Origin of the sequence: Microbacterium sp. CBA3102 (assembly GCF_007954505.1) — a bacterium.
Classification (GTDB): Bacteria; Actinomycetota; Actinomycetes; order Actinomycetales; family Microbacteriaceae; genus Microbacterium; species Microbacterium aurugineum.
Window position 1 is genome coordinate 2,243,211 of sequence record NZ_CP042412.1, and the last position, 17,146, is coordinate 2,260,356.

23 protein-coding genes are annotated in these 17,146 nt (G+C 65.9%); 12 read left to right on the forward strand and 11 right to left on the reverse strand.

Annotated features, from left to right (window positions below):
- Positions 1 to 93 precede the first annotated feature (93 nt).
- Complete coding sequence (locus tag FGL91_RS10710) at positions 94 to 384, forward strand: hypothetical protein (protein WP_047523223.1); 291 nt, start codon at positions 94 to 96, stop codon at positions 382 to 384.
- A 30-nt stretch (positions 385 to 414) separates the two neighbouring features.
- Here FGL91_RS10710 and FGL91_RS10715 read toward each other — a convergent pair whose 3' ends face one another.
- A complete protein-coding gene (locus FGL91_RS10715; RefSeq protein WP_153243813.1) occupies positions 415 to 1,704 on the reverse strand; it encodes a DNA recombination protein RmuC in 1,290 nt (429 codons plus the stop codon).
- 63 nt (positions 1,705 to 1,767) lie between these two features.
- A complete protein-coding gene (locus FGL91_RS10720; RefSeq protein ID WP_153243814.1) occupies positions 1,768 to 2,370 on the reverse strand; it encodes a 3'-5' exonuclease in 603 nt (200 codons plus the stop codon).
- A gap of 59 nt (positions 2,371 to 2,429) precedes the next feature.
- Here FGL91_RS10720 and FGL91_RS10725 point away from each other — a divergent pair, with 59 nt between their 5' ends.
- Positions 2,430 to 3,170, forward strand: coding sequence for a class I SAM-dependent methyltransferase (locus FGL91_RS10725; RefSeq protein ID WP_153243815.1), 741 nt, complete (start codon positions 2,430 to 2,432; stop codon positions 3,168 to 3,170).
- 117 nt (positions 3,171 to 3,287) lie between these two features.
- Here the strand turns inward: FGL91_RS10725 and FGL91_RS10730 are convergent, their stop codons facing one another.
- Positions 3,288 to 4,154 carry a hypothetical protein gene (locus tag FGL91_RS10730; RefSeq protein WP_153243816.1) on the reverse strand — a complete coding sequence of 289 codons (867 nt, stop codon included), beginning with the start codon at positions 4,152 to 4,154 and terminating at the stop codon, positions 3,288 to 3,290.
- Between the two features lie 206 nt (positions 4,155 to 4,360).
- Between FGL91_RS10730 and FGL91_RS10735 the strand changes: the two genes are divergently transcribed.
- Positions 4,361 to 5,398, forward strand: coding sequence for a hypothetical protein (locus tag FGL91_RS10735; RefSeq protein ID WP_153243817.1), 1,038 nt, complete (start codon positions 4,361 to 4,363; stop codon positions 5,396 to 5,398).
- A 36-nt stretch (positions 5,399 to 5,434) separates the two neighbouring features.
- Here FGL91_RS10735 and FGL91_RS10740 read toward each other — a convergent pair whose 3' ends face one another.
- Positions 5,435 to 6,190, reverse strand: a complete 756-nt coding sequence (locus FGL91_RS10740; RefSeq protein WP_153243818.1) for a hypothetical protein — start codon at positions 6,188 to 6,190, stop codon at positions 5,435 to 5,437.
- Positions 6,191 to 6,248: 58 nt separating this feature from the next.
- Between FGL91_RS10740 and ychF the strand changes: the two genes are divergently transcribed.
- The gene (gene ychF / locus FGL91_RS10745; RefSeq protein ID WP_153243819.1) at positions 6,249 to 7,325 is read left to right on the forward strand and encodes a redox-regulated ATPase YchF; all 1,077 of its coding nucleotides are present in this window, start codon (positions 6,249 to 6,251) and stop codon (positions 7,323 to 7,325) included.
- Between the two features lie 18 nt (positions 7,326 to 7,343).
- On the opposite strand, the gene FGL91_RS10750 is transcribed toward ychF, so the two are convergent.
- Together FGL91_RS10750 and FGL91_RS10755 are read right to left on the reverse strand one after the other, a co-directional pair.
- A complete protein-coding gene (locus tag FGL91_RS10750; protein WP_131491869.1) occupies positions 7,344 to 7,700 on the reverse strand; it encodes a YciI family protein in 357 nt (118 codons plus the stop codon).
- A complete protein-coding gene (locus FGL91_RS10755; RefSeq protein WP_153243820.1) occupies positions 7,697 to 8,962 on the reverse strand; it encodes an RNA polymerase sigma factor in 1,266 nt (421 codons plus the stop codon). Before FGL91_RS10755 ends, FGL91_RS10750 begins: the two co-directional genes overlap by 4 nt.
- 850 nt (positions 8,963 to 9,812) lie before the next feature.
- Between FGL91_RS10755 and FGL91_RS10760 the strand changes: the two genes are divergently transcribed.
- The 5 genes from FGL91_RS10760 to FGL91_RS10780 all read left to right on the forward strand — a co-directional run bounded on the left by FGL91_RS10760 (position 9,813) and on the right by FGL91_RS10780 (position 13,465).
- The gene (locus tag FGL91_RS10760) at positions 9,813 to 10,094 is read left to right on the forward strand and encodes a type II toxin-antitoxin system RelE/ParE family toxin (protein ID WP_081997026.1); all 282 of its coding nucleotides are present in this window, start codon (positions 9,813 to 9,815) and stop codon (positions 10,092 to 10,094) included.
- Complete coding sequence (locus tag FGL91_RS10765) at positions 10,081 to 10,383, forward strand: HigA family addiction module antitoxin (protein WP_131491872.1); 303 nt, start codon at positions 10,081 to 10,083, stop codon at positions 10,381 to 10,383. Before FGL91_RS10760 ends, FGL91_RS10765 begins: the two co-directional genes overlap by 14 nt.
- Before the next feature lie 125 nt (positions 10,384 to 10,508).
- Complete coding sequence (locus FGL91_RS10770) at positions 10,509 to 11,081, forward strand: hypothetical protein (protein WP_153243821.1); 573 nt, start codon at positions 10,509 to 10,511, stop codon at positions 11,079 to 11,081.
- Between the two features lie 12 nt (positions 11,082 to 11,093).
- Positions 11,094 to 12,755 (forward strand): ABC-F family ATP-binding cassette domain-containing protein, encoded by a 1,662-nt coding sequence (locus FGL91_RS10775; protein ID WP_153243822.1) that lies wholly within the window; start codon positions 11,094 to 11,096, stop codon positions 12,753 to 12,755.
- A gap of 134 nt (positions 12,756 to 12,889) precedes the next feature.
- Entirely contained in the window at positions 12,890 to 13,465 is a 576-nt protein-coding gene (locus tag FGL91_RS10780) for an alpha/beta fold hydrolase (protein WP_131491875.1), read from the forward strand.
- Positions 13,466 to 13,480: 15 nt separating this feature from the next.
- On the opposite strand, the gene FGL91_RS10785 is transcribed toward FGL91_RS10780, so the two are convergent.
- The 3 genes from FGL91_RS10785 to FGL91_RS10795 form a co-directional block, all read right to left on the reverse strand.
- On the reverse strand, positions 13,481 to 13,825 hold the full coding sequence (locus FGL91_RS10785) for a helix-turn-helix domain-containing protein (protein ID WP_153243823.1): 345 nt from the start codon (positions 13,823 to 13,825) through the stop codon (positions 13,481 to 13,483).
- Positions 13,826 to 13,932: 107 nt separating this feature from the next.
- Positions 13,933 to 14,232 (reverse strand): Fe-S cluster assembly protein HesB, encoded by a 300-nt coding sequence (locus tag FGL91_RS10790; protein ID WP_047523232.1) that lies wholly within the window; start codon positions 14,230 to 14,232, stop codon positions 13,933 to 13,935.
- Between the two features lie 107 nt (positions 14,233 to 14,339).
- Positions 14,340 to 14,849 (reverse strand): GNAT family N-acetyltransferase, encoded by a 510-nt coding sequence (locus tag FGL91_RS10795; protein WP_227991513.1) that lies wholly within the window; start codon positions 14,847 to 14,849, stop codon positions 14,340 to 14,342.
- Positions 14,850 to 14,939: 90 nt separating this feature from the next.
- On the opposite strand from FGL91_RS10795, the gene FGL91_RS10800 reads away from it, so the two are divergent.
- Complete coding sequence (locus FGL91_RS10800; protein WP_134353324.1) at positions 14,940 to 15,485, forward strand: Dps family protein; 546 nt, start codon at positions 14,940 to 14,942, stop codon at positions 15,483 to 15,485.
- A gap of 20 nt (positions 15,486 to 15,505) precedes the next feature.
- On the opposite strand, the gene FGL91_RS10805 is transcribed toward FGL91_RS10800, so the two are convergent.
- Entirely contained in the window at positions 15,506 to 16,021 is a 516-nt protein-coding gene (locus FGL91_RS10805; protein ID WP_153243824.1) for a DUF6328 family protein, read from the reverse strand.
- Between the two features lie 66 nt (positions 16,022 to 16,087).
- On the opposite strand from FGL91_RS10805, the gene FGL91_RS10810 reads away from it, so the two are divergent.
- Positions 16,088 to 16,294: a hypothetical protein gene (locus FGL91_RS10810; protein ID WP_153243825.1), complete on the forward strand. Its 207-nt coding sequence runs from the start codon at positions 16,088 to 16,090 to the stop codon at positions 16,292 to 16,294.
- A gap of 16 nt (positions 16,295 to 16,310) precedes the next feature.
- Here FGL91_RS10810 and FGL91_RS10815 read toward each other — a convergent pair whose 3' ends face one another.
- Positions 16,311 to 16,904, reverse strand: a complete 594-nt coding sequence (locus FGL91_RS10815; RefSeq protein WP_153243826.1) for a 1-acyl-sn-glycerol-3-phosphate acyltransferase — start codon at positions 16,902 to 16,904, stop codon at positions 16,311 to 16,313.
- Positions 16,905 to 16,999: 95 nt separating this feature from the next.
- Between FGL91_RS10815 and FGL91_RS18925 the strand changes: the two genes are divergently transcribed.
- Positions 17,000 to 17,146: a hypothetical protein gene (locus tag FGL91_RS18925; RefSeq protein ID WP_166804714.1), complete on the forward strand. Its 147-nt coding sequence runs from the start codon at positions 17,000 to 17,002 to the stop codon at positions 17,144 to 17,146.

Sequence of the window (17,146 nt, forward strand, 5' to 3'; positions counted from 1 at the left end):
GCCACGCTTTCGGAAGCGCCGTGTCACAATTGTCACTGGGTTTGTCGCCGTGGACGGAGCCGCAAGGCACCGCAGGCACAGGAGGGCGAACGGATGACAACGCAGCACACGAGCGGTTCGAAGGCCGCCGCGACGAAGATAGTCACCACGAACACGGGGCGTATTCTCCGGGTGAGTGCCGATGCCGAACCCGGCCTCGGTGTCACTCCTCCCGTGACACCGCCACCCGCAGCTCTGGTGGATCCCGCGCGTCGCGCTGACGTCCTGTTCCGGGTCCGCCGCGACGAGGGTCACGAGATCAGCGCGTGGTGGATGATCGGAGCCTTCCTCGCGACCAGCGGTCTGGTCATCCTGCTTCTCAGCGGCGTCCCCGGCATCGCCTGACCTCTTCTGTCGCACCCCCGACGCGCTCGGTCATGGCGTCGACGTCTCGTCTTCTGCCAGACGTGCTCGCACGTCGCCGACGTCAGCGGTGACTGCCGCGGCGCTCACGCGCCCCACCGTGACATCGGCGCTCTCGGGAAGATCGTCTGCGGCGAGCAGTTCGGGAGCCGTGAAGCGGCGTGCGCTCGCCGCGGTCGACGGAGGCACGGATGCGAGCGCGGTTTCGTCGACCCCCGGGAACTGTCGGGCCGTGACCAGCACACGCGTCTCGAGGGAGCCGGCGAAGCGGTTGTAGCTGTCGACCGCCCGCTCCAGAGCGCGGCGCAGATCGTCGGCGTGCCCGGCGAGGGTTCCCAGGCGGTCGTACAGCTGCGTGCCGAGCGCGAGCAGGGTGCGGGCCTCGGAGGACACTTCCTGTTGCGTCCAGGTGAAGGCCACCGTCTTCAGGACCGCCCACAGGTTGACGGGTGACGCGAGTGCGACGCGGCGGCTGAATGCGTAGTCGAGCAGCGTCGGATCCTCATCGATGGCGGCGGCCAGAAGCGATTCGCTCGGCAGGAAGCAGATCACGAACTCCGGGCTCGCGTCGAGGCCGGTCCAGTACGCCTTCTTCGCCAGCGCGTCGATGTGCGCGCGGACCGCCTTGACGTGCTTCTGCATGTGCGCGCGGCGCTGTGATTCGTGTGCGTCTCCCTGCGGAAGTGCGGAGGCCTCGAGATAGGCGTCGAGGGGCACCTTGGCATCGACGGCGATCGAGCTGCCGCCCGCGAGACGGATGACCATGTCGGGTCGTCCCTGTCCGCGGTCGGAGGAGATCGTCGCCTGCAGGTCGAAGTCGATGTGCCGAGTGAGGCCGGCGGCTTCGACCACACGGCGGAGCTGAGTCTCGCCCCAGACACCGCGCGTGGCGGTCGAGCGCAGGGCTCCCGCGAGTGATTCCGTGGTTGCCCGCAGCGCCTCGTCGGACTCCTGGGCACGACGCAGCTGCTCCTCGAGCGTGCCGAACTGCGCGTGACGCTCCCGCTCGATCGCGGCGACCTTGGTCTGCATCTGCTGCAGGCTCTCCCGCACCGGCGCGAGGGCGGTCAGGACGGCATTCTGCTGCTGGACTCTCTGGGCTTCGGCGCGCTGCTCGGTCCTGGCATGCTCGACGGCGTCGCGGTAGAGGTCGTACTGGCGGTCACGGTCGTCGCGCGCAGCCGCGAGTTCGGCCTGCGCACGGGCGAGCTCCGCGGCTCCGCGGCCGGCCCGCAGAAACCAGCCCACCGTGACGCCCGCCGCGAGGGCGACGAGGACGAGAACGACAGAGAGTGCATCCATGTGTTCATGATGCTCCCGGCGTCCGACATTCCGCGGTCGACGCGCACAGGGGTGAGCGGTGGATCAGGCGACCGCGCGCTCCAGTACGGGTGCGACAGGGGGGACAGGGGCGGTCACGCGCAGACTCAGGGCATCGGCGAGGGCGAAGACGTCGGCGGCGCCCGCTCGGGCTGCCGCGTCGATCACGATCTGTGCGCATGCGCGGGCGTCTGCGAGAGCGTCGTGATGTGCGAACTCCGCGAAGCCGGCGGCGGCTGCGGCCACGGGCAGGCGATAGGACTCGAGCTCGTACGTCTTGCGAGCGACCTGAAGGCTGCACAGTGAACGATAAGGCGGGCAATTCTGTCCCGTGGCCTCGGAGGCGCGGCGCAGGACGTTGAGGTCGAACCCGGCGTTGTGGGCGACCAGCACGTCGGCTCCGGCGAACGCGCACAGGCGGTCGAACTGGTCGACCCACGTGGCGGCCGAAAGCACATCCTCGGGCTGGATGCCGTGGATGCGAACGTTCCACTCCTGGAACTCGTCGTGCCCGGGCGGCGGCTGGATCAGCCATCCCGTGGTGGCGACGACCTCGCCTCCGCGCACACGGACGAGTCCGACGGAGCAGGCCGAGGCAGGACTGGAGTTCGCGGTCTCGAAGTCGATCGCAGTGAAGTCCAAGGGCACACAACCACTCTCCCTCCGAGCGCGCCGAGCGGCACGCAGACTCGCCGTAGGCTGGCGGCATGGCTGAGGAGATGGCGACGTCGTTCGGAGCACGGGCCGGGGACTACGAGGTGGGACGGCCTGAGTACCCGTTCGATGCGGTCGCGTGGATGCTGGAGAAGATGCCGGTCGGTTCGCGGCGGATCGCCGATGTCGGCGCGGGCACCGGGAAACTCACCAGGGTCCTGGCCGGGGCGCCGGAAGCGGAGATCGTCGCGATCGATCCGGACCCGAAGATGCTCACCGCTCTTCGGGCCGCTGTGCCCGGCGTGCCGACGTTCGCGGGCACGGCGGAATCCCTGCCGCTCCCTGACTCCAGCCTCGATGCCGTGGTGCTCGGACAGGCCTGGCACTGGGTGGATCCGGTCGCCGGCTCGGCCGAGATCGGCCGCGCGGTGCGCAGTGGGGGAGTGCTCGGCCTGATCTGGAACATCCGTGATGAGCGTGTTTCCTGGGTGAGCCGTCTCACCGAGATCATGCACGGCAGCAATGCCGAGGTCATGCTGGCCGACGGCGGGCCCGAGGTCGCCGCGCCGTTCGGGCCGTTGGAGGAGGAGTCGTGGGAGTGGGTGCGTCCGATCTCGCGCGACCACCTGCATCGGATGGCTTCCTCACGAAGTTACGTGATCACTGCGTCCGACGAGGAGAAACGGCGGATCCGGCGAGAGATGGACGACCTCTTCGACGAACTCGGACTCGACCGCGAGAGCACGATCGACCTGCCCTATGTGACCAGGGCGTTCCGAGCGATCCGCGACTGAGCCGCGGGCCCCGGCCAGGTAGACTCGTGCCCCGTGGCTCTCACTATCGGTATCGTCCGTGATGGCAACATCTAGCTGCCAGAGCCGCGAGCACGCTGTCGGCCGGAGCCAAGCGGGCTAATCTGGTGTTCCCGATTTCGGTGAGGCCGCAGGGGGACGAAAGGTTGGTTCCCCAATGATGCCGCGCAGAAGGTCGAGGGCAAGCGCGTCAGCTCGATCGACGCCGAACGCTTCATCGCGGTGAAGGTGAAAGTCCCCATACTCCGGGAAGAGCGCAGGAGCCGCGACTGCGAGAAACGGCTGGACGCGTTGTTCCCACACACGCCGGTCTGCAGCGTGTACGGAGCAGATCGCAATCTCTCGAATCTGCACTAGTGATGCGCGGACGTGATGACCAGTGCACGGGTGGTCCCCGAAGAACACGGTGCCGACCTTCGACCGCATCTGGGTGGTCTCATTGGGAACGACCGGGAACGCCCAAGTGGCGAACTGCACTGGATAGGTGTCAGCGTAGGCTGCATTCATCACGTTGAAGTTGTGAACGCCGTTCTGAGCTTTCGCCTCTCCGGGAGGCGTACTGCTCTCCAGAACGAGGGCGGTCTTGGCCATCCACTGGGCAATAACGGCCCCTTCGGCTCGTGTGATCACGGCGGTTTTCCCCTGGGCGAGTGGCCACAGGATCGGCTTGACGCGATCCTCGAGCTGACTCATCCATTCGTTGTTGCACTTGTGGCACACGACCGGCACCGTCGTTGCGAATGGTGGTTTGGCATGTCGATCCTCCTGGCGCTGCACCCACTCGCCGTGTCGCGTCTGATGCCACTGATCCGGGGTATATGTCGAGGTCGCTGGATCCAAGAGAGTCGACCAGGACTTCGCGAGGAGATGCTCCTTGGATCGAGCACGCTGTGACTCAATCGGAGTAAGGCAGAAGAGGCAGACTGGGACACCCTCCGGCGTCGCTAGGTGCTCGTAGATCGACATCGTTGAATCCTTTCGAAGTTGGCAGAACAGCGGAGCAACGAACTAGCGCTCCGAGGGTGCGGCGAGCGGCCTGCCGGCAGGATCGAAAGTGCCATGCCAAACTTATCCATAGGAATCGTCGGTGACTGCAACGTCTAAGTTGGGTAGCTCGTTGCCGGCTTCTTTGTAGGTGAGGGGCGAGCGGAAGATATCAGTAGAGTTCGACCATGGAACTTCTGCTCGGGATCGTCAGTCTCTTGGTGACTGTGGTCGGTATCCCGCTTGCCTACTTCTTCGGCCGCCGGAACCGGCAGCGACCAGATCTTAGGGCTTCCACCGATTTCGATCAAGTCATGGCCCCTCTGTCATTCGCCGGAGGACTGAGTCTCACCTGGAGGGGGCGTTCTCTGACGCAGGTCTCGAGAACGAATATCGCCTTCTGGAACCACCGCGGGGATATGGTGCGAGGCGTCGACATCGTAGCCAGCGACCGGCTTCGAGTTGAGGTGGCGGACGACGACGAGATACTCCAGGTGCGAATCGGAAGCTTCAGCCGGGAGCAGATCGGGCTTACGCTCGATGGCGGGGACGTGAAGTTCGACTTCCTAGATGCCGGCGATGGCGGCGTGCTGGAGGTGCTTCACATAGGCGACGAGCCCGCCCGCATCGCGGGAACGGTGCGAGGCGCAAAGGTCCGGACGGCAGTCGCAAGCGATCTCAGTCCGCGTGGACGAAGCGCGAGAGTTCTCCCGGCGCGCATGCGCCTCTTCTCGGGGCCAGGAAGGGGGCAGCGAATCTTTTGGACTGGCAACCTCATCCTGGCTCTTGTTGGTATCGGGCTCGCCGTCTCATTCATGTTCACTAGGTTGAACCGAACGCCGATGCTTGTCGAGAGATCTGGTTACGATCTTGGCTCGATAGAAGGCCAGGCGGAGTTTGCTCAGAGGGTGGCTAGCCAGGGGGAAGCTGCGTCTGACCCCACGTTTATCGTACTTTTCATCGTGATGTCTCTCTTCTATGTCGCGCTTCTGATCATTGCCTCGTTGCGACTACTTAAGAGCCTTCGGGCTGCCGAGCCGGCGTCCATCTTCGCGTTTGATGAAGATGGTGCGGGAGGTGCATCCATCACAGAGCAGGAGGCGAAGACGACGCAGGGCCGTGGCGAGGTGGTGAATGTCAGCGGCGGCACCGTGCTTCGCAACGAAGGCGGACGCTGGGTCATTCAGCGACGTTCAGACTCTTCTGGGCGCAGCAAAGAGATATAGCAACGAATCAGACGTGGCACCCCTGATCCACACCGTTCAGTTCGCGATCATCGCTCCGTTCCGCCATCGGCGGAAGCTAACGCCAGCACCCACGGCGGATCTAGCCTTCGCGTGTGCCGGCCTGACCTCCTCGCCGCTGAGGAGATGGTGCGCGAAGAAGCTCTGACTGTAAAGAGAGGCAGCGGCAGAATGCACGGATTGGAACGGTGCGATGTAGTCCCGACAGACGGGGGACTTGCTGAACGGCTTCGCGAACGGGGCTCTTCCAGTGAGGCAGCTCAACGATAGAAAGAGCTTGGCATCGGTGCTTGGCGCGGCGTCGAGCATCAACTTGGCGAGCTCGGAACCAGTGACGGGGTCGCTGCGATCCAGAAATCGTATTGAGTCTTCAGAACCGTGCCCGATAAACACGACATGGCTAGTTGCAGGCTCGTACTTGGACCAGAGATGCTGTAGTTCCGAGACCGTACGGATCTTGAGCAGTCGTATGTTCTCCGGTCGGACGAGCAACCGCAGGTAGTGCAGGACTGACTTCGCGAGCGGGTCGAGTGTGTGATCCTCGGTCGAGAGATCTCCGATCTCAAGCACCGTGATACCCAAGTTGGGCCCGTGCACAAGCCGCGAGGCCACGATGATGTCATTGCCGTGTCCGTCCTGGCGATCGATCTGTATCTTTCGCTTCACTTGCCCGGTGACTGTGACGTCCTTGAGAGCAAACGGTTCGCGGTCGGGGTTCGGCAGAACGCGGGCTGGCACGAAGACGATGTCGCCGTTCTTGAACTTCGTTGTCATGTGCTGATATTGGCACCGTCACGGGCTGTGATGGTCGCGGGACTATGCTCGTATAGCCATGCCAAACTTATCCATAGGTATCGTCGGCCTGCCCAACGTCGGCAAGTCCACCCTCTTCAATGCACTCACCAAGAACGACGTGCTCGCGGCGAACTATCCGTTCGCGACGATCGAGCCCAACGTCGGCGTGGTGAACCTGCCCGACCCGCGTCTGGAGAAGCTCGCCGAGATCTTCGGCAGCGAGCGGATCCTCCCCGCTGCGGTCTCGTTCGTCGACATCGCGGGCATCGTGCGCGGCGCGAGCGAAGGTGAGGGACTCGGCAACAAGTTCCTCGCGAACATCCGCGAGGCCGATGCCATCGCACAGGTCGTCCGTGGGTTCGCCGACGACGACGTCGTGCACGTCGACGGCACGGTGAATCCCGCGTCCGACATGGAGACGATCAACGCCGAGCTCATGCTCGCCGACCTGGAGACCGTCGACAAGGCGATCACCCGGTACGAGAAGGAAGTCCGCGGCAAGAAGATCGAGCCCGTCGTGCTCGAGACCGCGAAGGCGGCGAAGGACGCTCTGGAGCGTGGCGTGCTGCTGTCGGTCGCCGGCATCGATCTGACGCCGATCCGGGAACTCGGTCTGCTCACCTCGAAGCCCGTCATCTTCGTGTTCAACGTCGACGAGGCCGTGCTGACCGACGATGCGCGCAAGGCGGAGCTCGCCGCTCTCGTCGCTCCCGCGAAGGCGATCTTCCTCGACGCGAAGATCGAGTCCGAGCTCATCGACCTCGATCCGGAGGATGCGGCAGAACTGCTCGCGTCGACCGGCCAGGACGAGTCGGGCCTGGACCAGCTCGCCCGCATCGGCTTCGACACCCTCGGCCTGCAGACCTACCTCACGGCCGGTCCGAAGGAGGCTCGTGCGTGGACGATCCCCAAGGGTTCAAAGGCGCCGCAGGCGGCCGGTGTCATCCACACCGACTTCGAGAAGGGCTTCATCAAGGCGGAGATCGTCTCGTTCGACGACCTGGTCGAGACGGGCTCCGTCGTGGAAGCCCGCGCCAAGGGCAAGGCGCGCCTCGAAGGCAAGGACTACGTCATGCAGGACGGCGACGTCGTGGAGTTCCGCTTCAACAACTAGCGTCATTCTTGGTGACGATCACTCCTGATCCCACGGCAGTCTCACCTGCGGCAGGATGTAGATGCGGCCGAGGGTCGCGACCGGATGCCTCGTCATGTACTCGGCGGCTTCGTCGATCGAATCGGCGGTGATGAGGTCGTAGCCGGCGAACCACTCCTTGAACTCGGGGAACGGGCCGTCGGTGATCAGGGCGCGGCCGTCACGGACGACGACGGACTTCGCCTGCTCGGGACCCGCGACCGGTGCCCCCTCACCCAGACGTCCCGCCGCTTCGCCCTCGGCAGCCCAGCGTTCGAGCATCGCCTGGTCCTCGGATTGGGTCAGATCGGTGCCGGTGGGGTCGGACATGTGGATGACGAGGTACTTGCTGCTCATGAGAGTTCTCCATTCGATGGTGCGAGCTGATTCCGTCGGCGGATGAGGTGAGTGGTCTCGGCGGTGTTCGCGGCCAGACCGATTGCGCGGTCATAGGCCGCTCGGGCGTCGGCGGAGCGGCCGGTCGCGCGCAGCAGTTCCGCACGGGTGACGTGGAAGGCGTGGTGGCTGTCGAGCGCGTCGGCGAGTCGGTCGATGATCGCGAGAGCGAGGTCGGGTGAGTCGTGTTCGGAGATCGCGATGGCCTTGTTGAGGGTGACGAGTGGACTCGGGTCGATCTCCTCGAGCCGGGAGTAGAGGCTCGCGATGCGCGCCCAGTCGGTGTCACGCGGGTGCGGGGCGGTCACGTGGGCGGCATTGATCTCCGCGAGTAGCCGGTATCTGCCGGAGGGCTCATCAGCCTCCCGTGATCCGAGCAATTGCAGACCCTCAGCGATCAACTCTCGATCCCAGGACCCCCGATCCTGCTCATCGAGCCGCACCAGCTCACCGTCGACCGAGACGCGGGCCTGAGAGCGGGCGTCGGTGAGCAGCATCAACGCGAGCAGACCGACCACCTCGGCATCGTCAGGACGGAGTCCCTGTGCGAGCCGGGTGAGTCGGATCCCCTCGGCGGTCAGCTCGCGCCGGATCGCGGGCGTGTCGGGGCCGGAAGCGAGGTATCCCTCGTTGAAGACGAGATACAGCACAACGAGGACGGCATCGATGCGCTCGGGGAGGTCCTCCGCCGTGGGGATCGCGAAGGGGACGCCGGCCGCCTTGAGCTTCGCTTTAGCCCGGCTGATCCGCTGACCCATGGTCGTGTCCTGCACGAGGAACGCGTGGGCGATCTCGGCGACGGTGAGCCCGCCGACGATCCTCAAGGTCAGCGCGACGCGCGCGTCGAGCGAGAGCGCCGGATGGCAGCAGATGAACAGCAGCCGAAGCCGATCATCCTCGATGGCGCCGGTCGGGGCGGCGGGTTCCGGATCGTGCAGCCGCAGCGCCTCCCAGTGCTTCTCGTCTCGACGCGCCTCACGTCGCAGCCGGTCGATCGCCCTGCGATTCGCTGTCGTGGTCACCCACCCGGCAGGGTTCGGCGGTATGCCGTGTGCTGGCCAATGCTCGACAGCGGTCGCGAACGCCTCCGCGGTCATCTCCTCGGCCAGGTCGAGGTCTCCGAACCGCCGCGTGAGTCCCGCGACGATCCGCGCCCACTCCTCCCGATGCGTGCGCGTGATCACCGTCGCGACATCCCGAGTGTCGTCCCGGGGTTCCGGCATCGCCATCATCTCCTCGCTGCATATACTCCGAGCGGGCCGTTCAGCTTGCGACAGTCTTCCGGAAAAGCCGCCGGATCGGTGTGCGGTCGGAAGACTTTCGCCGCGGGCCCTCGGCCTCGGCGGCCGCCCTGCGTTCAGCGGCAACGCGACGTCGCTCCGCCTCAACCATGGCCCGCCGGGTCTCGGCCTGGTGATAGATGATCGTCAACATCGGATCCATAAACATGGAGGAGGCCCTTCCTGATCGGGCCGGAATCGTTGCATCCGGCTATCAGGACCACGAACGGGCGCGGCTCATTTCGACACCGGCGTGACAGTGACAGGTTCTGTTGGCCTGATCGCGGTGGTATGCCACCGTTTCGCTTCCATGTGACAGAACCTGGCCGAGGTGATCGACAAGATCACGTCGACTCCACCACGCAGGAGCGGATCGCGGACATCGTCCGCTCCGTGATCGACTGATCACCACTCGCATCGCCTCGATCCGAGCCACGGCGGATCGAGGCAATGCGCGTGCAGACGGTGCCGCGTGTTCGCCTTCCCGGGATCGAGCCAATTGACGAAGCTACACGGCGTCGCTGCTCTCCACCGTCGACGTGCGCCGGGCTGCTATCGGGCGAAAGTACGTATCCGATGAGACTCATTCAGGTCGAGTTCGCTCCGAGCGTCACCCAGTCGGCAACGTTACCGACCGTACGCTCCCAATCAACGCTTGTGAATAGCGGGGTGGCCGAATAGGCGAAGGCGTGCCGCGAATCCGGCGATCCTATGAGGCTGCTTGGTTACGGCACGTCGCGGGGTCCCGGTATAACGTCTAGCGTTATTAACGGGATCCGTTATATTCTTGGGTGTGATCAGATCGTTCGGGAGCAAGGCGACCGAACGTCTGTGGCGTCGTGAGCGCGTACCGTCGGTCGATCCTCGGATCCTCTCGGTGGCGTTGCGCAAGCTTCGGCAAGTGGGGTCTGCAGAATCGATTGACGATCTTCGTCTCCCGCCAGGAAACCGGCTGGAAGCTCTGAAGGGTGATCGAGCCGGCCAATACAGCATCAGAGTCAATGACCAGTGGCGGATCTGCTTCGTGTGGACCGACGCTGGCCCAGAGGAGGTGGAGATCGTTGACTACCACTGACAAGATTCCCCCGATTCACCCGGGTGAGGTCCTCATGGAGGACTTCATCAAGGGTTTCGAGATCACGCAGAACAAGCTCGCTGTCGCCATCGGTGTGCCGCCGCGTCGGATCAATGAGATCGTGCACGGCAAGCGGGGGATCTCGGCTGATACCGCCCTGCGGCTTGCGCGATACTTCGGTGTCTCGGCACAGTTCTGGCTCAATCTTCAGACGCGCTACGAACTGGATCTGGCTGAGGATCGTGCCGCCGAGCAGATCGCGGCGATCAAACCACTTCAGGCTGCGTAGCGCAGCCTTTAGTGGTGGAACTCGGTGGGGTTCCGCCACCACAACTGACTCCCACCGGTCGGAGGACCCATGGTGATCGATGAGACCCGGCCGACACCGGAGCTCGGCGAAACCGGGAGGTAGTGATGGAAGTCGAGACACCGGATTCGTATCCCGCCGCGCTCGGGAGACGCCGCGCGCTGGTCATCCGTGTCTGCCTGGTCATCGTCATCGTCGGGCTCGTGGTGAGCGGGGTCACCGCCTTCCCGCTCCGCGAAGAGTTGTCGCTCGGGCGCGACATCCTGAACAACACGGGCCTCAGCGCGACCTTCCCCGACGTCGCCTTCTGGGTGCAGCGGGTAGCGGAAGGGCTCGACGTCACCGGGAGCGCGTATCCGTTCCTGGCCTATGGCACGGATTGGCTGGCGTTCGCGCACTTGGCCATCGCGGTGGCCTTCATCGGTCCGCTCATCGATCCAGTGCGCAACGTGTGGGTGACCATCTGGGGCCTCATCATGTGCGCGGGTATCGTCCCGCTGGCGGTGATCGCCGGAGCCATCCGTGGTCTGCCGATCGGCTGGCAGCTCATCGACATCTCCTTCGGGGTCGTGGCTGCGGTGCCTCTCACGATCGCACTCGTGCTGACGCGACGACTCGAGAGATCGAATGTCGTCACCGCTGTCGGAGGAACCGCGTCCGTGCACCATCCGCACGGGTGACAGGATTGACGGATGACCGCAACACTCGTGGCCCAAGGGCTGGCCGGCGGGTACGGCCACCGCACCCTGTTCGACTCCCTCGACCTGACCGTCACCGCGGGTGATGTCGTGGGCCTCGTCGGGGCCAACGGCGCAGGGAAGTCGACCCTCCTGAAGCTGCTGGCCGGTGTCGACGAGCCGCAGGCCGGGACCATTCGGCTCTCGCCGGCGGATGCCTTCGTCGGATGGCTCCCGCAGGAACACGAGCGCGTCGCGGGTGAGAGCGTGGTCGACTACATCGGACGCCGGACTGGGTGTGCGGCGGCGACCAGAGACATGGATGCTGCCGCAGCGGCCCTCGGGGATCCGTCGCTCGCTGCGCCTGGCACAGACCCCGCCGACACCTACTCGGCCGCGCTGGATCGTTGGCTGGCCAGCGGGGCGGCAGACCTCGAAGAGCGGCTTCCGGCAGTGCTCGCCGACCTCGGCCTCGATCTGGGCGAGGATCCGGCCCACACGCTGATGACATCGCTGTCGGGCGGACAAGCGGCGCGCGTCGGTCTGGCCGCACTGCTGCTGTCGCGCTTCGACATCGCGCTGCTGGACGAGCCGACGAACGATCTCGACCTCGACGGCATCGAGCGGCTGGAGGCGTTCGTGCGCGGCCTCCGCGGGGGTGTCGTCGTGGTCAGCCACGATCGCGAGTTCCTCGCCCGATGCGTCACCCGCGTCCTGGAGCTCGATCTCGCGCAGGGGAGCAACCGCGTGTTCGGTGGCGGCTACGACTCGTACTTGGAGGAGCGGGCGACGATCCGTCGACACCAGCGTGAGAAGTACGACGAGTTCGCGGACAAGAAGGCCGACCTCGTCGCCCGAGCCCGCACCCAGCGTGAGTGGTCGAGCCAGGGCGTGCGCAACGCGATGAAGAAGGCGCCCGACAACGACAAGATCAAACGCAAGGCCTCTGCGGAGTCGAGTGAGAAGCAGGCGCAGAAGGTGCGTCAGATGGAGAGCAGGATCGCTCGGCTCGAAGAGGTCGAGGAGCCGCGCAAGGAGTGGCAGCTCGAGTTCACGATCGGTTCGGCGCCGCGTTCCAGCTCGGTGGTATCCACGCTGAGTTCCGCCGTCTTCCGACAGGGATCCTTCCAGCTCGGCCCGGTGTCGCTCCAGGTGAACGCGGGCGAGCGGATCGGCATCACCGGCCCGAACGGCGCCGGGAAATCGACGCTGCTGCGCGGGCTGCTCGGGCGGCAACTCCCCGATGAGGGAACGGCGAGCCTCGGTGCGAGCGTGCAGATCGGCGAGATCGACCAGGCCCGTGCGCAGCTCGTCGGCACGCAGCCGCTCGCCGGCGCCTTCGAGGAACTCGTGCCGGAGATGGCGTCCGGGGAGGTGCGCACGCTCCTCGCGAAGTTCGGTCTCAAAGCCGATCACGTGATGCGCGCCGTCGATGAGCTCTCGCCCGGGGAACGCACCCGCGCAGGACTGGCGCTGCTGCAGGCGCGGGGCGTCAACCTGCTCGTGCTCGACGAGCCGACGAACCACCTCGACCTGCCCGCGATCGAGCAGCTCGAACAGGCGCTCGAGTCCTACGAGGGCACTCTGCTGCTCGTCACCCACGACCGTCGAATGCTCGCGACCGTGAAGACCGACCGGCACTGGCGGGTGAAGGCCGGGCAGGTGACGGAGGTCTGAGCGGCAGCGTCGGCCGGAGAGAACATGCGGCTAGGCTGGAGGACGGTGGCTCCGGCCGCGGTCCGGTCGCTGGCGTCCGCCGTGGACGTCCCGCCTGAGTTCCTGACACCGACGGCACGAGGAGATTCACGCCGATGACCGACACCCAGATCTTCGAACCCGACGGTCGCGCGATCCCGTTCGTCGATGAAGGCGACGGTCCTGTCAAGCTCGTCCTGATCCAGGAGCGCGATCTGGCGGCGGACGTCCTCGGTGTCGTGGCGCACTACCTCGCCGAGGAAGCGGGATTCCACGTGCTGCGCATCGGCCATCGAGCCGAGGCCAAGCGCGAAGAGGTCTCCCTCGACGATCGGGTCGAGGACGCCCTCGCCGTGATCGACCACGTCGGGTTGGGTGATACCTGGATCGGCGGGCACGGCTTCGGCGGCACGGTCGCACGGGCCTTCGCCTTGGCGCACGCCGACCGGGTGAACGGTCTCGCACTGCTCGGTGTCGAAGAGAACGACCTGCCTCTCGCGCCGGTGATGCCCGTGCTGATCATCCAGGGCACCAAGGACCTCGCCAATCGGTTCGCCAACGGTGAGCAGCTGCAGTCCACGGCACCCGAGCGCGCGAGCGTCAAGAGCATCGACGGCGCTGATCACCTGTTCCCGATGACACACCCGATCGAGACCGCGGTCGTCATCGAGGAGTACCTCGACTGGGATTGAGCCCCTGACGGGCGCTCAGCGCCCCTGACGCTTCTTGTACGGCTTCGGCTGCCCCTTCACCGCGGGCGCCCGGCCCTTGCCCTTCGAGGCTTTGGCCTTGCCTCCGGCCGGGGCAGGGGCGCTGCGCACCGGCTCCGGTGCGGCGGCCACCTCGGCCCGCGCCTCCACCAGCAGAAGTTCGCCGACGGGCGTCAAACGCGTGGGCCCGTCGCGATGGACGATCGGGTGACCCACCTCGGCCTCGAGTTTGTCGATCGAAGTGTAGAGAGAAGCCAGCGGGATGCCGAGCTTCTCCGCCGCGCGCGGGAAGTGCAGTTCGTCCGCGAGGACGACGAAGCGGCGGAGCAGGGAAATCTTCACGATGGCCTTTCGACTGCGCACACGGGCGTGCGAGCTCGCTCCAGGTTACGCGGTGCAGACAGACGGATGCCGCGGCCGAGTCGGCCGCGGCATCCGGAATCCTTCGGTCAGGCGACCTGCGGTGTGACGGCGAACGACACGGAGCCTTCGTCGTCGACGCCGGCATCGAGGATCTTGTCGTCGAGGGCGGCGACAGCGGACTCGTCGAGGAACAGCCGGGTACCGGCGACCTCCACGACCTGGTCCTGCGGCTCCGGGTCGGTGGCGACGAGCACGGCGAGACGTGCACTGCCCTCCGGGCCCTGGGCCTCGGTCGAGTGGATGCGGAGCCCGGCGTCCGGGGCGTCCGTCTGACGGCTGACGAGAGTCGTCACGATTGCGGAGGCGTTGTCGGTGAGGGTGAGCACGAGACTCTCCTTCCGGTTGGGGCATGCCGCGGTCGCGACATGTCCTGGCTACGATGCCCGACGTCGGGAATGCTCTCAACCCCCTTGCGCGTCCTCGGAGGAGACTCTTACCCTGCTCGCAGGTTCTTGCGGAGGAACACCTGCGCGGTGCCGTCGCCGTCCGGAACGCGCTCGTGCTCCTCATACCCGCACGATCGGTAGAGGCGGATGTTCGCTTCGCTCAAGCTCCCCGTGAACAGCTCCGCGACGTCCGCTCCGGACGCCCTCTCGGCGCTCTCGAGCAGTAGTCTGCCGATTCCCTCGCCCTGCACGTCCGGTGCGATCGCGATCCTGCCGATCAGCAGCAGACCGTCTCTCTCGACGTAGCGGATGGCGCCGACGAGGCGCCCGTCGATGCGCGCGGTCAGTCCCGACTCGGAGCGCAGCTCTGCTTCCAACTCGGAGAGCGTCTGGGTCAGGGGCGGCATGTCGACACTGCCGTAGATGGCGGCTTCCGAGACGAAGGCAGCGCGTTGCACCGTCAGCACCTCGCCGGCGTCCTCATCGCTGATCGGAGAGATGACGATCTCCGATTGCGTCTTTTCCTGGTCTTCGTTCACGATGTCCGCGTCACTCACGCGTGTCAGATTCCGGGTTCCGCCCCCGCGGTGTCAACCCCCTCGCTCTCGGCTGCGCGCCGGATTAACGTCAGCCACAGGAGGTACATCATGGCGAAAAGCACGACCACCAAGAAGGCCGGCGACTCGACGAAGCGCGCGGCGAAGACGACCAGGCAGCAGAACGCGGAGAAGGGCTTCACAGCTTCGAAGACCCTTGCGGACAACCTGCAGGCCGTGCTCGTCGATCTGCTCGATCTCGCGATCCAGGGAAAGCAGGCGCACTGGAACGTCGTGGGGCGCAACTTCCGCGACACGCACCGCCAGCTCGACGAGATCATCGACGATGCACGCACCTTCAGCGACACGATCGCGGAGCGCATGCGGGCCTTGCATGCCGTCCCCGACGGGCGCAGTGCGACCATCGCGAAGACGAGCTCGCTTCCCGAGTTCCCCGCCGGCGAGGTCTCGACCACCGAGACGATCGACCTCGTCACGGAGCGACTGGAGGCGGCGGTCGGAACAGCACGAGACGTGCATGACGCCGTCGACGAGGAGGACCCGACCTCTGCGGACCTCTTGCACGCCATCATCGAACGGCTCGAGCAGTTCGCATGGATGGTCAGCGCAGAGAACCGGAGCCCGGCAGGACGCTGACTGCGGGTACCGCGGGGCCGTCACTCGGCGGCGGCTCCGCGGGCGTGGGCGCTGCCGCGCATGATCCGCGGAAGCGCCGCCCACAGCGCCGTCACGAGGACCAGCGCCGCGATGAGCGCGATGATGCCGGCGACGCGGTTGACCGTGAAGTCGATGATCAGCGTCGTCACGCCGATGGTCAGCGCGCCGATCACGACGAGGTCGATGCGGACGATCCGCGCCGCGATCCGCACCAGCTCCGGCTTGCGACGCCGACCGAACAGTGCGCGGTGCATCCCCACGGGTGCGAGAGCGAGAATCGTCGCCACCGCCGCGAGCGCGACGAGCACGACGTAGAGATCGCGCTGGAGCGCGTCCATGTCGGTGAAGCGTGGCTGGAAGGCGACCGCGAGGAGGAAGCCGGTGAGGATCTGGGTCCCCGTCTGCATGACGCGAAGCTCCTGAAGAAGCTCTTCCCAGTTGCGATCGGCCCGCTCGTTCGCGGTCTCGTGACGGCCGTCGAGACCGTTCCCTCCACCCGAAGGATCTGATGTCATGGTCTCAGTGTGGTTTCCCCGCTCGGCCGCTGTCCAGACGCTTGCATCCGTGGAACGAAAGAAGGCATGATGACGCTCCCTCCGATCCGCGACTGGTGGCCTGAACTCTCCGAAGACGGGCGACGGGCCGTGCTCGACGCCGACACCCCGCACCTCGACGAGGCGGTGCGCGAGGAGATCCGCGTGATCACCGGTGCTGTCGTCGGGATGGTGGAGTCCTTGAGTGACGAGGATCTCGAGTACGCCCGTGCACACCCCGCGGAGACGGGCTGATCGCAGGAACCCGCGCCTACGCGGCGTCGGGCTCCGTGGTCTCGGCGCCTTCCTCGCGCAGCCGTGGTTCGGTGCGACGTTCGGGCCGCGCGCCGGCCTTGTCCGCGTAGAACGCTCGGATCCGATCCATGTCGGCCGCCACATCGCCGGTCAGATCGATGGTCGGACCGAGCCCGCTCGTCATGGTCGTGCGATCCACGAAGCCGAGCGTCACCGGCATACCTGTCTCGCGAGCGATCCGATAGAACCCCGACTTCCAGTACTCGTTGCCGCCTCGGGTGCCGTCAGGTGTCACGACGAGCCCGAAGACGGTACCCGCGTGCACCTGGCCCACGACGTCGTTGACCACCCTCGCGGGGTCGGCGCGGTCGACGGGGATTCCGCCGAGCCCACGCATGATCGGACCGCGCCATCCACGGAAGAGGCTCTTCTTGCCGAGCCAATGCACGTCGATGCCGAGTCGCCAGGCGATCGCCAGCATCAGCACGAAGTCCCAGTTGGACGTATGCGGAGCGCCGACCAGAACGGTCGGCCGCGTCGGCGCTGCCTCGCTCACGAGCGTCCATCTGCTGAACGCCCAGAACATGCGGGCGAGGAGTCGTTTGACCATCCCTCAACCGTACGGGAGAACCGCGGTCGATCTGCGGGCATGTCCGACCGTGCGGATCCGGCGCCACCCCTTCCCGACAGGCGTAGCATCGAGGGATGAAGAACACGCGGCAGGATTCCGTGCAGCAGGACGAGCCCGCCGGGCTGCAACCGCTCCTGGACTCCCTGAACCTCCTCGAGGGCGACGCTGCGGGCTACTGCAGCAATGGCGTCTGCCAGTTCCCCGCGCCGAAGAGCGAGTAA

Coding starts and splice junctions, on each gene's coding strand:
- FGL91_RS10710 (WP_047523223.1), top strand. CDS start 94: ATGACAACGCAGCACACGAGCGGTTCGAAGGCCGCCGCGACGAAGATA.
- FGL91_RS10715 (WP_153243813.1), bottom strand. CDS start 1,704: ATGGATGCACTCTCTGTCGTTCTCGTCCTCGTCGCCCTCGCGGCGGGC.
- FGL91_RS10725 (WP_153243815.1), top strand. CDS start 2,430: ATGGCTGAGGAGATGGCGACGTCGTTCGGAGCACGGGCCGGGGACTAC.
- FGL91_RS10730 (WP_153243816.1), bottom strand. CDS start 4,154: ATGTCGATCTACGAGCACCTAGCGACGCCGGAGGGTGTCCCAGTCTGC.
- FGL91_RS10735 (WP_153243817.1), top strand. CDS start 4,361: ATGGAACTTCTGCTCGGGATCGTCAGTCTCTTGGTGACTGTGGTCGGT.
- FGL91_RS10740 (WP_153243818.1), bottom strand. CDS start 6,190: ATGACAACGAAGTTCAAGAACGGCGACATCGTCTTCGTGCCAGCCCGC.
- ychF (WP_153243819.1), top strand. CDS start 6,249: ATGCCAAACTTATCCATAGGTATCGTCGGCCTGCCCAACGTCGGCAAG.
- FGL91_RS10750 (WP_131491869.1), bottom strand. CDS start 7,700: ATGAGCAGCAAGTACCTCGTCATCCACATGTCCGACCCCACCGGCACC.
- FGL91_RS10755 (WP_153243820.1), bottom strand. CDS start 8,962: ATGCCGGAACCCCGGGACGACACTCGGGATGTCGCGACGGTGATCACG.
- FGL91_RS10770 (WP_153243821.1), top strand. CDS start 10,509: ATGGAAGTCGAGACACCGGATTCGTATCCCGCCGCGCTCGGGAGACGC.
- FGL91_RS10775 (WP_153243822.1), top strand. CDS start 11,094: ATGACCGCAACACTCGTGGCCCAAGGGCTGGCCGGCGGGTACGGCCAC.
- FGL91_RS10780 (WP_131491875.1), top strand. CDS start 12,890: ATGACCGACACCCAGATCTTCGAACCCGACGGTCGCGCGATCCCGTTC.
- FGL91_RS10800 (WP_134353324.1), top strand. CDS start 14,940: ATGGCGAAAAGCACGACCACCAAGAAGGCCGGCGACTCGACGAAGCGC.
- FGL91_RS10805 (WP_153243824.1), bottom strand. CDS start 16,021: ATGACATCAGATCCTTCGGGTGGAGGGAACGGTCTCGACGGCCGTCAC.
- FGL91_RS10810 (WP_153243825.1), top strand. CDS start 16,088: ATGATGACGCTCCCTCCGATCCGCGACTGGTGGCCTGAACTCTCCGAA.
- FGL91_RS10815 (WP_153243826.1), bottom strand. CDS start 16,904: ATGGTCAAACGACTCCTCGCCCGCATGTTCTGGGCGTTCAGCAGATGG.
- FGL91_RS18925 (WP_166804714.1), top strand. CDS start 17,000: ATGAAGAACACGCGGCAGGATTCCGTGCAGCAGGACGAGCCCGCCGGG.